We start from the raw sequence: 13,735 nt of genomic DNA, 5'->3' as shown, positions 1-13,735 counted from the left end.
TCCGCTATGCTCAATCAGCGCTGTATCTTGCCTCTTAAAGTGGCTATTGCCCTAACCTTGGCCATTGTCAGCGCGCTTTGGCTGGGTTGGGATCGACCTTATTGGGCTGGATTTGCCGTTGTTGTCATGGCTGCAACCGAAACCTCTGGGCATTCTCTGAAAAAAGGGCGCCACCGCCTTGTCGGTACGTTACTTGGGGTAGTGGCCGCTTTGATGCTAGTTGGGGTCTTTGCCCAGCAACCTTTGCCACTCCTGCTTTGCTACAGCCTTTTTGCTGCACTTTGTGTCTATCTGCAAGGTAATCCCAAAAATGGCTATATCTGGACTATTTGCTTGGCTGTCTGCTCATTGGTTATAGTCATGGGACAGCTATTACCTGAGCTTACCTTCTCCATGGCGGTGCTGCGGGTACAGGAAACCGTGCTGGGGATCCTCAGCTTTACCCTTGTCTTCAGCCTGCTTTGGCCAAGCTCCAGCCGCTCAGTCGTTATCTCAACCCTGCGGTTGTACTTTGAAAATCAAGGCAAACAACTGCAAGTCGCCAACGGTGAGCTTTTCGAGCATGGCACCTTCACCAAAGAGCTCAACCTGGGTGATAGCCTGAGGCAATTAACACGCTTAGAAGATCTTATCTATGCCGCCAGCGCTGACAGCTACCATGTCGCCCAGGATTACCCACAATGGCAAACCTTGCTTAACCAGCTAAACCAGTGGGCGCTGTTATGTGGCCACTTGGCCGAACTCAGCGAGCAGAGTAAAGGCGAATTGGTACCGGAACAATGTGCAGAAATAGCATCTTTACTGGAGAGGCTAAGCCTCAGGGTAAATAACGCCTTGGGCATGCTGGAAGCATCGTCGCCAACTGAACAAGAAAGCGTTCTAGTTACCCCAAAGAAGGTGTCATTGATTACCCCGAGGCAGTCAGGTATGACTGTAAAAGGTACTCATGATCTTCATGGCACAACTATGATACTGGGCTCACTTCTTACACAAATTGACCAGCTGCACTATGACATTGTGGCAACACTTGGCGCAGTAACGGGCACGGGCTACGCCAATGCAGAGGAAGCAGGACAAACTAAGTCAAAACAAGCAAAACCTGCCAAGGCGCCATATCAGACTGTCTGGGCATTTCGCCCAGACAGCGCCATCGCGGCATTGAAGGTCTTCCTGGTGAACTGGATCTGCATTGCCTTGTGGATTTATGTCCCGATGCCTGGCGGCGCAATGATTGTAATGCTCGGTGCCCTACTCAGCAGCATTGTATTGTCGCTGCCGTTTGCAAACGTCAAGAACCTGCTTTTTTCCATGTTCGCCTGGTCATTGTTTGTCCTGGCCCAATATGTATTGCTGATGCCGATGATGACCGAAGTGTGGCAGCTTGCGGCGTTTTATTTCATCAATGCATTTGGCATTTGGTATGTGCTCAACCAACCTCAACAAGTGCTTCAACGCTTGATAGGTACCCAGTTATTGATAATGATGACCAGCGGTGCGATGCAACTGACACCAGTCTACGATATTCAGCAAGCCTTGCTTCAGTTGCTGCTGCTTGCCATCGTCATGCTAGTCGTATTTTGGGTAAACCATACTGTTTTCTCTGGCACCCCCGAGTCAACGTTTTTACGAGAGATGCAACGGCTGCGTATGGGGCTAAGGTCCAACTTGCAACCATTGAGCCATAAACCATACAAGCGCTTCCAATTCCTGCAAGACCCGTTGCGCTCGGTGGCAATGGCCGAACGAGCCATGGGAAGAATTAACTGGGCCAAATATCCGGATCTCGAACCTGCGAAGGTCAATGCACTAATCACCAGTGCATACAAAGCCTGCCTGCTTCTGAGGGCTTTCGAGGATAGTTATCAAAACTGGCTTCAGTCATCGCATCAACAAGCGCTGGAAATGTATATTTCAAAAATCTTGAAATCACTGGCGACTATTCTGGAGGAACCGACTATCAGCGAGGCGCTTACCGCTCATCAACAACAGCTCGATAATGTACTAGGCGAACTGCAACACTACCTGATCGGCCTGGATAATGAATCCGTTTTGCAATTTTCTCACAGCAAGGATGATATTGATGCCAGCTACCGACTGCTAACGTCATTGAAGCTACTCATCGTGTCGTTAAACTCCCTGAGCCTTAATGTGCATAACAGCGAAATCCACCATCTTCGCCTACAGCCATTTGCTATATAGCGACAGCCATAAAAAACGCCACCCGATCTTCCTATGATGTAATGATTTGGTGGCGTAATGGTTGGGTAACGCTTCATGTTTGAGCTAAAACGAAAGCTGTATACCCAAGCGAATTAATTGAATCGACCGAACTAACAAGGTGCGGGGGTCTCCTGCGCTTGATAGCTTACATATCGCCGGATTATTTCTTCACTGATTCCAATGCTATCGCCAAAATACGTAGTGCTGAAGTCGATAGTTTTAACCTCGCCATTGTGATTGACTCACATCAACCTCAGCTTGAAATGTCACAACAAGATCACCAAAGAATGTCGAGTTAATCACAAAAATTGATTACTATGCAGGTTCTAAAATTTCTCCCTGATTGGACGAATCCATGTATAAATTGGTTGCCCTTGATATGGATGGCACATTGCTTAACTCGCAGAAAGCCATTTCTCCTCGAACCAAACAAGCTATTCAGGCAGCACGCGACAACGGTGTGCAAGTGGTACTGGCCTCAGGCCGTCCGCTAGAAGGCATGACCAAATACCTCGATGAGCTAGGTATGACCGGCGAAAGTGATTATGTCCTTAGCTACAACGCCTCTTTAGTACAACGTGTAGAAAGCAAAACAGTGATCCGCAAGCAGATCATGACAGGCCGTGATGCGAAAAATATTGCTAGCCTAGCCAATGATTTGGGCTCCTTTGTTCACGCTTTTACTCCAGAGCGTGGCCTGATCACTCCAGAGAACAACAAATACACCGAGCATGAATCTGAGATCAATGGTGTACCGACCACGGTGATGGACTTTTCTGAGCTTGCTGATGATGAAGAAGTGATCAAAGTGATGATGGTTGCCGATCCTGACGTACTGACTGCGGCCATCAACCAACTGCCTGAGAGCCTATACACTCAGTACACGGTGGTGCAAAGTGCCCCATTCTTCCTTGAGCTGATGAACCCAAATAGCAATAAAGGTACTGGCGTTGCCATGCTTGCCGAGCATTTGAGCCTAGACGCTAGCGAAGTGATTTGCATGGGTGATGCCGGTAACGATCACCACATGATCAAATACGCAGGCCTTGGTGTTGCAATGGGCAATGCCACCGACGATATCAAAGCAATTGCCAACCACGTTACCGACACCAACGACAACGACGGTGTGGCAAAAGTAATTGAAGAGTTTGTACTAAATAACGCCTAACTGTCTCAGTGTGAAGTTAAAGGTAGCCAACTGCCTTTAACTTCAGCGACCACCTTGTACATGCCTTAGAAAACGAATTACCTTTTCTGGGAGCGCTTGGTTTTTATCAGCCACAGAATTAAGCGGTAAACCCACCGCCCTACCTTCCCCAACCAGCTACGGGGATATTGGCTATATGCCATAAGAAAGAGTCCTGACACTAAAATCACTGACCGGACATACCACAGTTCAGTATACGCTTTTCTATTAATCGAGCTTGTCGATTCAACAGTAAAGTCAATCAGCCATAGAATCAGCTGGGAAGAAAACAGTATTGTCCCCCAGAAAAAGGCATGTTTCTTCTTAATTACCATCGTTTTTCCTATATGACGCCTCGCTAAGGCAAACAAGAAAGGCCGATGACTCGGCCTTATCCAGGTAATCTGCAGGCAAGCGAACTTTCAGTGTGCTCTTTCAAGGCAACACCTTTTGTACCGAAATCGGGAAAGTAACATTTGCAAAATTGGAAGCAGGACTTGCAAGCACAATTATTCGATGCGGTTCTGTTATTTAGTAAGACAGGAAAATGTTATGTGCAAATAATTGCTCATAATGATGGGAACGTGCTATGCCTTTCATCAACGGTAAGAAAGGCATAGGGAGTTATGTGTCTACACAACTCACTTCGAGTTGTCATCAACAGCGTTTTGGATTAGTCGGTCTCGCTCATTGGTAGCACGGGTACGAATTTCATGCATCACATAGGTTTGCTGATCACGTGTCCACGCCTGGCCGGAGTCAGGATCAAACTGGCGCGGCATCTCTAGGCCCTGAGGCAAAAAGGCATCAATGCCAGCCTCACGCGCGGTATCAACTGTACGCAAGCTGTGTTCAAAAAAAGCAACCACCGCAGTTTTACCCAAATTAGAGACACTTCCAGCCATTAATACCGCCTTCTCAGCAACTCCCTGGGTACAGAGGTACTTTGTATTGCCCTTCCCAGAAAGCCGCGGGTAAATAGCATTGAGATCATGAACAGGAATCCGGCTGCCAATTGCCTCAGCGACTTCCCATTGGGCATAAACCGGCACAGCATTCTGGCGATACAGCAACACCACCGAGTCAGCAATCGCTTCATTCATCGGCCCTGGATGCTGGTTGCCATTAAGGGAAATACGATTGCCAAACGCAAAGGCAAGAATACTCTCTACCTGTGTAACAGGTACTGATTCAGCGTGCCAGTTGAGTAAAGAATCCATGAAGAACTGCGCCGTTTGTGTGGCAACAGCCATATTATTCAACTGTTTGTTAAGCCTGTCGGCAATTGCTTGCTGCAATTGCTCATCACTCAGCGACTCGATAGGATCGAACGTCGGCTGATACATCATTGCTGCCATAACCACATCAACTTAATAAAAATAATTGAAAGCACCTAAGTCAGTATTGCAGCGTAGTCGTGGAAAAAGCATACATAACGGCCATAGGCAATAATATCATTTTGCTACAGCCTACTGGTGTAACTTTACAGCGGGATGTAACAAGAAAGCTTATCCCGTCCGGTGGGATGGGTTTTATACCCAAGCGACTTCAAGATGCAGGTTCAGCGAGAATTTATAAGCTTATAGACAAGGCATTGTTTTGAAGATCTAGCGGCTCTAAATCAAGAAACAATAACGCAGTAAAGAAGCTTAGAAAACTCGCCCTTCGGTAGGGTGTCAGCCCATTCACTCCGTCGTTGAAGCTTTTTGAAAGGGAATGCCATTCCTGCAAACCTTCGCCTTGGATTGAAGGCACTGACAACCCTCTGAATCCTGCACCTTGAGGTAACTTGGGTATATTACTCACAGCTTAGTGATTGCCAATGCTTTTGGGACGCTAATACATAATGTGTCTTAGATCTGATACACAATTTCGATGGAATACAATATACGGCATAGAAATGTCCGTAAGGGGGGTAAATAGAGCCCTAAAACTGAACTGAAAGCTTCAATGAAATCAGATCACCTTCTGGGCGGTTTCGTACTTCCAGCTCATTGATCCACTCTAACTCTGCACGAACAGGTCGACCTGACCACTTTGACTGGTAGCTAAGTACAGGCCCTAGTCCGACAGCTTTTGCCTTAAAGTCGCCAAGTACCGCCCCACCTCCAGAGTCAGCGCTGATCTGTTGATACCAGTAGCCAGATAAGCCAATTCCCGTAAACCCCCACAGTAGAGGAATATATTGAATCACCGTAGAGCCAATGTGCACCTGAGCCCCTGTCTGATAATCGGTATCATCATTCTTACTATTCCAATCAACCCCAGCAGACACCGTAAACTCCTGCCCAGTTGTCGGCTCAATATATTGCAGCCAAGCTACAGGCGAAAAGCTCCAGTAGTTCTTACCGACATTGGCCAGTTTATCAACCTCAAAATCTCCCGTCGGAGCGTAAATATTGAAATGAAACTCAGATTGCCAATACTCAGATATAGAGTAAGCCAGCATCAGCGGTGTAATCATAATATCGCCAAGACCACTGTTTTTGTCTCGCTTACGACCACCAGCATCATTGGAGCTGCGAACAGAAACCTCTACTGAGCGATAAGGTAAAGAAATAGCCATTGCATACTGCCAACCGCCAGCCAGTTCTATACCTGGATTCCAGGCAAAGTTCAAAGATGACACCTGACTTTTGACATCCAAATCAGTGACCAACAAACCGGCCAGCGGTACAGAGAGTCCGCCCTGAGTATTGCCATCGTACTCACTCAGATCCACATATGCATTGATTGAGTGACTAGGTGGGATTTTATTCATCCTTGATGATCCGCTACCAATCTGATAGTGACCGCTCACTCCTTCTTCTGCGAATGTATGTGCAGTAACAAATACACCCAGCACCATCGTTACCAGAAAAAGGCCATCTGTCAGAGACTCTCGAACCGTCGCTTTAACGTACATAATATATGTCCATCTCTTCCCAATACATTGAAATATAGATGAGTATCAGATAAAACGAGGCTAATTAATTACAACAACGAAAGTCGTGTAAGCTTCACCAAGGAACCAAAACTATAAAGAACGAAAAGGGATGTATATGAACGGATTTATAATTTCCTGTTGGGATTTTACATCAGGCGTTGCTATAGAAAGTTCGCTTGAAGCTAATAAGCTGCTCCCTGCAAACTGGTACCACTGCCAACGAGATGCAGAAGGGTTAAGGAGTTGGCTGTTAGACAACCTTATCCCCGAAGCAATTGTCGACTCACTGCTCACTGATGACACTCGTCCCCGGTTTGAAAAATACAGTGACGATTGTTTCCTCATTATCTTACGCGGTATCAATCTTAACGAAGGTTCAGAGCCCGATGATATGTTAAGCCTGCGCATACTCTGGTATAAGGGCTCTTTAATCTCAACAAGAAAAGTCCCTTCGCGAGCAGTTGCCAATATTGTACGTAAGCTAGAGCAAGGAGAAGGGCCGAATACTCTGACGGACTTATTGCAAGCAATCGCAAATAGTGTCAACAGCATTATTTCAGACTTTCTCTCACCCGTTGAAGATAGGCTCAATGAAATGGACGAGAATGTCCATACTGATAGAGCTGTATTGAGTTCAATAAACTCTCGTTTACTGCGCTTGCGCCGATACCTTAAGCCTCAGCGCTATGTGCTAGAAGATCTGATCGAAGCCGACATCCCAGTATTAAAAGGGTACAAAAACCATTTTAAAAACTGTTTAGATACCATAATGAGAATGAACGAATCTATCGATTTCTATATCGATCAAATCAATCTCTACTTTGCCACGATTAATCAACAACAAGCCGAAACGATGAACCGAAATACCTATTTATTTTCTGTCATTGCTGGCATATTCCTACCTGCTGGTTTTTTTACGGGCTTACTTGGTGTCAACATAGGTGGAATACCCGGCGTTGAAAACCCGCTAGCATTCACTTTGTTCTGTCTTGGATTGATCGTTATCGTGGCTGTTGAAGTCATTGTCCTCAAAAAATTAAGGTACATTTAATGTTTGATTTTTTACTGTCTAACTTATTACTTAAACAATTTGTGCTGGGTATTCTGCTAATCATTGGCTATATCACTTTTAAGCATATTGGTCGAAAATGGATTGAGACACTGGCAATAAACAAGAGGGTATCTCTAAAAAGAACCCAATTTGTAGTGAAAACATTTACTGCCATTTCTTTCTTGCTCTTTGGAGCTATATTTGTCATTACTCTCGATCTCGGCTTTGGCGATATATCGTTATTTTTGTCCTCGATCTTTGCTGTACTGGGTGTCGCGCTGTTTGCCCAATGGTCAATATTAAGCAACCTCACGGCCAGTGTGCTGATATTTTTCGTATTCCCTTATCGAATTGGCGATAATATCAAAGTGGCAGACAAGGACGAAGATATCAGTGGCATTATTATCGATATCACTATGTTTCACGTCATACTCCGCCATGAGAATGGCAACATTATCACCTACCCCAACAATTTGATCCTGCAAAAGGGAGTAACAAAGTTGATAGTAAAACATGAACTCAATCCAGCAGACGACAAATAGGCCGGAGAGTATGACTCCGGCTTACTTGTTCAGCTATTCTTCTTGAAAGGAATTGTTAAAAATTCGCTAAGAAGTACGGGATCATCAGAGCATTAACCAAGTCGATAAAGAACGCACACACTAAAGGCACAATAATAAAGGCAAGGTGGGAATTACCGTAGCGCTGGGAGACTGCAGACATATTGGCCATGGCCGTTGGTGTAGAGCCTAGCGAAATCCCACCGAAACCAGAGCAAATCACCGCTGCATCGTAGTTTTTTCCCATTGCCGGGAACACCACAAAAATATTGATCAACACTGCGACGATGAACTGCGCGGTAAGAATGGCAAAAATAGGCCCAGCCAGATCAATTAGCGTCCATAACTGCATGCTCATCAGCGACATCGCCAAGAAAGTACCTAACGCGATATCAGCAATCAGGGCGACAGCAGGCTTCCTTGCAGGCCAATCAGTTCCTGTGATACGGCGAATATTAACCCGGAACACCAAGTTGGTCATGACAATACCGGCGAACAAACAGGTCACGAAAAGCGGTAATTGCAAGCCCATCTCCGCGATTGACTCATTGAGTATATAACCCAAAATGACACAAACATGAATAGAGAAAACGGCATCAAGGAAATCAAAACCGGAAATATGGCCATTGGACTTATCATCCGCTACCCCTACATCGAGTGCTTCTTTTTTCTCTGGTTTCAAATCGTGTCTGGTGATCAAAAACTTGGCGATAGGGCCACCCATCAAGCTGGCCAAAATCAAGCCAAAGGTGGCGCATGCCACCCCGATTTCCATCGCGTTACTGATACCATAACCTTCTGCAATACGTGGCGCCCAAGCTATAGCTGTACCATGTCCACCAATAAGGGAAACACTACCGCCGAGCATACCTACAGGGCTATCAAGGCCGAAGGCACTGGCCACGCCGATACCTGTTAGGTTCTGGACAACCATATAACCGACGGTGATAGCGAGCAGGATAACGAGAGGCAAGCCCCCCTTGAGAAGATCTTTCAAACTGGCGTTAATACCAATGGTGGTAAAGAAATACACCAGCAGCACATCTCGTGCGACGAGATCAAACTCAATAGCAATGTCAGACACACTGTAAACAATTGCAATCAGTACAGAAAATAGAATGCCACCCGTCACTGGTTCAGGAATACTGAACTCTTTTAGTGGCTTGAATACATTATTAAGCTGACGGCCTACAAACAGCACCAAGATCCCAATGGTGACGGCAAAAAAGGAATCAAACCTCAAAATACCGTTTACCCAATCCATTTCCATCTAGTTATATCCTTAACGTTCCAAATGCTGCATTAACCGTAGCAAAAGATTGTTAAAAATAGCGCTATAAAGCTCAACAAAAGTGGATTTGCTCGCAAGAATCAGTGTTATGGGCATTGAGACAGTTCTCATAACAACAGTGATAAGTTAGCCTGCTTCATCAATTTGATTAACAATTAGTAAGTTATATCTGATTTCGATACAATTTGTTTATGTAACCCTTAGTATTTGATGAGTGACTGTCTCTTTATGCCCAATAACACGTCTTCTGTTTTTAGTGATGATCAAGCGATCTTAAATGCTAAACGCCACATTGTGATCCATGCATTGAAGTCAGGGTTAGGAAGCAAACTGCTTACAAACACTCAATTTAATGAGCGATACGGCATTGTCGCTGGCACTATGCAACGTGCGCTAAAACATTTAAAAGACGCTATGGCCCTAACAACCCAATCAAAAGGGCATATGGGGCGAATAGTTACCCAAATTGATACCGGGCTGTGTTGGAACATTGCCAAATTAGACCCAGTGCAATTGATAATGCCTAGTAGTGGTTCAATCGAGATAGATACTCTAATACGTCATATTACAAACAAACTCAGTAAACTAAATATTCCCTACTTTATTGAACACCAACCAGGTGGAGAGCTACGAATATCCCAGGTACTATCAGGTAAATTTGATATCGCGTTAGTATCTCTCGGTGCTGCGAAGAATATGCCCCAGCCCATTGACGAAAATAATATTAAAATGCTGGCACCAGGTACCTATTACTCAATGAATCGCCTTGTTGTCGTATCTGAAAAGCAAAACAATTCCCCTGTTCGTGTTGCCATCGATAACAACTCATCAGACCATGTCCGGTTAACTGAGATAGAGTTTCCTAAAAGTGACGGATTCAAGTATGTTGAAACTGACTTTCGTCAAATTCCAGCAAGAATTTTAAGTAAAGAAGCGGATATTGGTCTGTGGCATATGACCTCGAGCCCAGTATCGCTGGAATATGCCGGTCTTTGTGCAAAGTTACTTTCGAAGCAAGAATCCATTACATCGCACCGGCAATTATCTGCGGCGACACTGGTGATTAACCCTCATAGGCCAGAACTCTTTGCGCTGCTAAGTGAAGTTAACAACAATGAAATAGTACAAAGCCAAACAATCGCTTTTAACCAGGAAGATCCTTATCGTAAAGCCTTCAAGAACATTGGTTAATCAAGAAATTCCAATTCTGGTTCGGCAATAAAAAAACCAGCCTAAACTTACATATCTAGGCTGGTAACTTTAATAACCCACTAATAAAACAGAGTGACTAATCATGGGCAATTTGAGCAACGTCATTAGGTTCATGGATTGGTTTTGCAATAGCCTTTGGACGATGTTTACTCACCAAATCATAATAACTATCGATTTGAGATAACTTATCTTCTTCTGTCCAACCCAGTATTGCCTGCATCTCCTGGACAATGGGGCCAACTTGCTCAAGCCCACCATTTTTATCCCAGAAAAACGCAGACGTCCTGCGAACCAACAGATCTTTTAATGAACATGCCGCTTCTTCATGTATGCAATAGTGAACTTCCGCCACCGTCAGCTCTCGAGCGCCCAGTGCTTTTTGATATAGAGGTCCCTTATTCCAATATTTGGCAATACAGTGGGCGTTGTAGCCATAACGAGATGCCCACACTCTTGCAAGATAAAACGGTATTCCAACCTCTCGCAACTTTGCAACGACATTATTGACGGCATACTTATTTTTACCAGCATTCATCTCTGCGCCCGTTTTCTGCGCCCCAGAAATAGCGACCTTACTGGCACGATAAGGCAATAAATCTGGCCTTAAGTGCTTGTATTGATCATGTTTAACCACCCTATCCAGAAGCTGTTTAGCCATAATACGGTTACTGGTTAGCTTTCCACCAACGATCGAATAAACACCGGACTCACTACGTAAAATCTGATGCTCTCGGGGGGTTTTACTATTATTAAGCTCATCTTCCGGAGCAATCAGTGGTCTTAGTCCAGCCCAAGAACCCACGATATGGTCTTCAGTAATCTTCTTTTTCGGCATCAAGTGGTTAGCAACATTCAACAAATAACGGATATCTTCTTTTTCCGGGTGTACATTATTCAAATCTCCCTCATAGGTAGTATCCGTTGTACCAATGAAAACCCGGTCATCCTGCATTGACGGTATTGGCCAAACCGTCCGACCATCATCTGGTGAGCGCATGAATACAGCTGAGTGTAGCGGGAAATCCTGTTTTCTCAGCACGATATGAACACCTTTAGTTGGACGCAATACTGTCGAGTCGCTTCGTTCGAAGTTAAGAATCTTATCACTCCATGGTCCTGTTGAATTGATAACATAATGCCCTTGTATCACCCCTTGCTGTTTAGTGAGCTTATCGATAACTTTAACACCATTACATTGGTTATCAGTAAATGTCAGCCCTGTGACTTCGCAATGGTTAATAACTTGAGCACCATGCTCTGCAGCTCCTTTTACTGTATCTATCGTTACCCTAGCATCATCAGTAGACACATCATAAAACATCGCCGCACCGCGCAAACCCTCTTGTCTAAACTCTGGTTGACGAGCTAACACTTGTTCCTTGTTTAACATCTTATGGCGCCGTTTATTCCAACTTCCCGAAACCAGGTCATAAAAGGTCAACCCAAGGTTCAACAGCCACTTCTTATCAGGCGTATCGTCATAAAACATATATAAAAAAGGCTGCACTTTAGTGAGATGCGGCGCCAGCTTCAGTGCCATCTCACGTTCACGCACTGATTCAGCGACCAAACCAAACTGGTAAGTTTCCAAATAACGCAAACCTCCATGAATGAGTTTAGAAGAGCGGCTTGAAGTCCCTGAAGCAAAATCGTCCTTCTCCACTAACACCACTTTTAGCCCACGCAACGCTGCATCCCTTGCTGTTGCAGCTCCTGTGATACCGCCACCGATAACGACAAGATCAAAAACGGTATTTGATAATTCATGCAATGCTGATCTTTTCATTACATACTCCACCCTTGCGCACGTTTAACGGCGCGGTTCCACATTTGATATTGTTTTTCTCTGGTTTCTTCATCAATTTGCGGCGTGAAGGTTTGCTTATTTCTACTAACAGAAAATGCCTCATCTTCACTTTTCCAAATCCCCGCCCCAAGACCAGCCATCAAAGCTGCACCAAGACTAGTCGCTTCAACATTGCGTGGACGGATCACAGTTACACCTAATTGATCGGCTTGAAACTGAACCAACAGATCATTTTTTGCAGCCCCACCATCAACCGACATTTGAGTGATATCAAACCCTGATATCGACTGCATGGCTCTAATAAAATCACGAATAGAGTAAACAATGCCCTCAAGTGTCGCCCTAACAACATGGCCACGTGTTGTCCCTGGCGTGATCCCCAAAATTGAGCCACGAGCATAAGGGTCCCAATAAGGTGCTGAGAGTCCAGTCAGAGCCGGGACAAAATATACTCCTCCATTATCATCAACTTTGGCCGCAACCGATTGTGATTCAGCCGATGAATCAATAATTTGTAATCCGTCTCTTAACCACTGTACGGCAGATCCGGTACAACCGGCATAGCCTTCCAGAGCATAATGCGTTTTACCTTTTTTACGCCAAGCAATCTGACAGCAAATTCCACTACTGACATCAATGACCGGCTTATCACCAATCAACATATCAAGAAATGTGCCTGTTCCATGGGTACACTTAATCATTCCAGCTTTAGTACACCCTTGGGCAAACAAGGCAGAGTGTTGATCTGCAATCATGCCTGAAATAGGAACGCTTCCCCCTATGATGCGCTCGTCAGTCAAGCCAATAACTGCAGAGTCATCGCATACTTCAGGAAACATCGATAGAGGGATGTTCAATGCACTCAACCACTCTTCGTACCATTGCTCTTGGGTTAGATCATAGGCGCCTGTAACAGATGCATTGGACGCACTGATAACATGCTTTTCACCACCTGTTAGACAATAAACCAACCAAGAGTCTATTGTCCCAAAGGCTAAATCTCCCGCTTCAGCCTGCTCCCTGATACCATCAACGTTCTCTAGCACCCACTCTAAACTAAGCGATGAATAAACAGGTGCAAGAGCCCATCCCGTCCGGCTATAAACTGTATCTCCCCAGTCTTCTACTAACGTTTGAACACGATCCGCCGTTCTAGTATCCTGCCACACTATTGCGCGTGTCACCGGCTTGCCTGTTTTACGATCCCACACCACTGTAGTTGCACGTTGGTTGGTGATACCCACACAGGAAATATCATTCATCTGCAAAGAAATATGCTTGAGGGCCAGTGCGATCATTTCTTGTGTCGCCAACCAAATTTCATTCGCATCCTGCTCAACACGATCAGGTTGAGGATGATAATTGGGAAATTCAGTGTAAGCCTGGGATAGTATTTGACTCTGCTCATTGTAAATAAGGGCACGAATACCAGTTGTCCCAGCATCTATCACTAAAATATGTTTGCTCATGACTCACTCCTTG

10 protein-coding genes are annotated in these 13,735 nt (G+C 45.0%); 5 read left to right on the top strand and 5 right to left on the bottom strand.

Annotated features, from left to right (window positions below):
• Positions 1 to 6 precede the first annotated feature (6 nt).
• Both ACVA53_RS01525 and yidA read left to right on the top strand, forming a co-directional pair.
• Positions 7 to 2,199: an FUSC family protein gene (locus ACVA53_RS01525; RefSeq protein WP_446504361.1), complete on the top strand. Its 2,193-nt coding sequence runs from the start codon at positions 7 to 9 to the stop codon at positions 2,197 to 2,199.
• A gap of 376 nt (positions 2,200 to 2,575) precedes the next feature.
• Complete coding sequence (gene yidA / locus ACVA53_RS01520; RefSeq protein WP_446504360.1) at positions 2,576 to 3,388, top strand: sugar-phosphatase; 813 nt, start codon at positions 2,576 to 2,578, stop codon at positions 3,386 to 3,388.
• Between the two features lie 659 nt (positions 3,389 to 4,047).
• Here the strand turns inward: yidA and ACVA53_RS01515 are convergent.
• Entirely contained in the window at positions 4,048 to 4,764 is a 717-nt protein-coding gene (locus ACVA53_RS01515; RefSeq protein WP_255041790.1) for a hypothetical protein, read from the bottom strand.
• Between the two features lie 569 nt (positions 4,765 to 5,333).
• Positions 5,334 to 6,311, bottom strand: coding sequence for a SphA family protein (locus ACVA53_RS01510; RefSeq protein ID WP_446504359.1), 978 nt, complete (start codon positions 6,309 to 6,311; stop codon positions 5,334 to 5,336).
• A gap of 136 nt (positions 6,312 to 6,447) precedes the next feature.
• On the opposite strand from ACVA53_RS01510, the gene ACVA53_RS01505 reads away from it, so the two are divergent.
• Both ACVA53_RS01505 and ACVA53_RS01500 read left to right on the top strand, forming a co-directional pair.
• Entirely contained in the window at positions 6,448 to 7,383 is a 936-nt protein-coding gene (locus tag ACVA53_RS01505; RefSeq protein ID WP_255041786.1) for a CorA family divalent cation transporter, read from the top strand.
• A complete protein-coding gene (locus ACVA53_RS01500) occupies positions 7,383 to 7,925 on the top strand; it encodes a mechanosensitive ion channel domain-containing protein (protein ID WP_255041784.1) in 543 nt (180 codons plus the stop codon). Before ACVA53_RS01505 ends, ACVA53_RS01500 begins: the two co-directional genes overlap by 1 nt.
• A gap of 55 nt (positions 7,926 to 7,980) precedes the next feature.
• On the opposite strand, the gene gltS is transcribed toward ACVA53_RS01500, so the two are convergent.
• Entirely contained in the window at positions 7,981 to 9,207 is a 1,227-nt protein-coding gene (gene gltS, locus ACVA53_RS01495; protein ID WP_446504393.1) for a sodium/glutamate symporter, read from the bottom strand.
• A gap of 255 nt (positions 9,208 to 9,462) precedes the next feature.
• Here gltS and ACVA53_RS01490 point away from each other — a divergent pair, with 255 nt between their 5' ends.
• Positions 9,463 to 10,425, top strand: a complete 963-nt coding sequence (locus tag ACVA53_RS01490) for a YhfZ family protein (RefSeq protein ID WP_446504358.1) — start codon at positions 9,463 to 9,465, stop codon at positions 10,423 to 10,425.
• 97 nt (positions 10,426 to 10,522) lie between these two features.
• Here the strand turns inward: ACVA53_RS01490 and ACVA53_RS01485 are convergent, their stop codons facing one another.
• Positions 10,523 to 12,232: an FAD-dependent oxidoreductase gene (locus tag ACVA53_RS01485; RefSeq protein ID WP_446504357.1), complete on the bottom strand. Its 1,710-nt coding sequence runs from the start codon at positions 12,230 to 12,232 to the stop codon at positions 10,523 to 10,525.
• On the bottom strand, positions 12,232 to 13,722 hold the full coding sequence (locus ACVA53_RS01480) for an FGGY family carbohydrate kinase (RefSeq protein ID WP_446504356.1): 1,491 nt from the start codon (positions 13,720 to 13,722) through the stop codon (positions 12,232 to 12,234). The genes ACVA53_RS01485 and ACVA53_RS01480 overlap by 1 nt, the downstream gene beginning before the upstream one ends.
• Positions 13,723 to 13,735: the final 13 nt, after the last annotated feature.

This window comes from Photobacterium sp. DNB23_23_1, from assembly GCF_052873815.1.
This window is presented reverse-complemented; position numbering and strand designations above follow the sequence as displayed.

Bases quoted from the DNA above. Each gene is read 5' to 3' on its own strand.
- ACVA53_RS01525 (WP_446504361.1), top strand. From the start codon at position 7: ATGCTCAATCAGCGCTGTATCTTGCCTCTTAAAGTGGCTATTGCCCTA.
- yidA (WP_446504360.1), top strand. From the start codon at position 2,576: ATGTATAAATTGGTTGCCCTTGATATGGATGGCACATTGCTTAACTCG.
- ACVA53_RS01515 (WP_255041790.1), bottom strand. From the start codon at position 4,764: ATGGCAGCAATGATGTATCAGCCGACGTTCGATCCTATCGAGTCGCTG.
- ACVA53_RS01510 (WP_446504359.1), bottom strand. From the start codon at position 6,311: ATGTACGTTAAAGCGACGGTTCGAGAGTCTCTGACAGATGGCCTTTTT.
- ACVA53_RS01505 (WP_255041786.1), top strand. From the start codon at position 6,448: ATGAACGGATTTATAATTTCCTGTTGGGATTTTACATCAGGCGTTGCT.
- ACVA53_RS01500 (WP_255041784.1), top strand. From the start codon at position 7,383: ATGTTTGATTTTTTACTGTCTAACTTATTACTTAAACAATTTGTGCTG.
- gltS (WP_446504393.1), bottom strand. From the start codon at position 9,207: ATGGATTGGGTAAACGGTATTTTGAGGTTTGATTCCTTTTTTGCCGTC.
- ACVA53_RS01490 (WP_446504358.1), top strand. From the start codon at position 9,463: ATGCCCAATAACACGTCTTCTGTTTTTAGTGATGATCAAGCGATCTTA.
- ACVA53_RS01485 (WP_446504357.1), bottom strand. From the start codon at position 12,232: ATGAAAAGATCAGCATTGCATGAATTATCAAATACCGTTTTTGATCTT.
- ACVA53_RS01480 (WP_446504356.1), bottom strand. From the start codon at position 13,722: ATGAGCAAACATATTTTAGTGATAGATGCTGGGACAACTGGTATTCGT.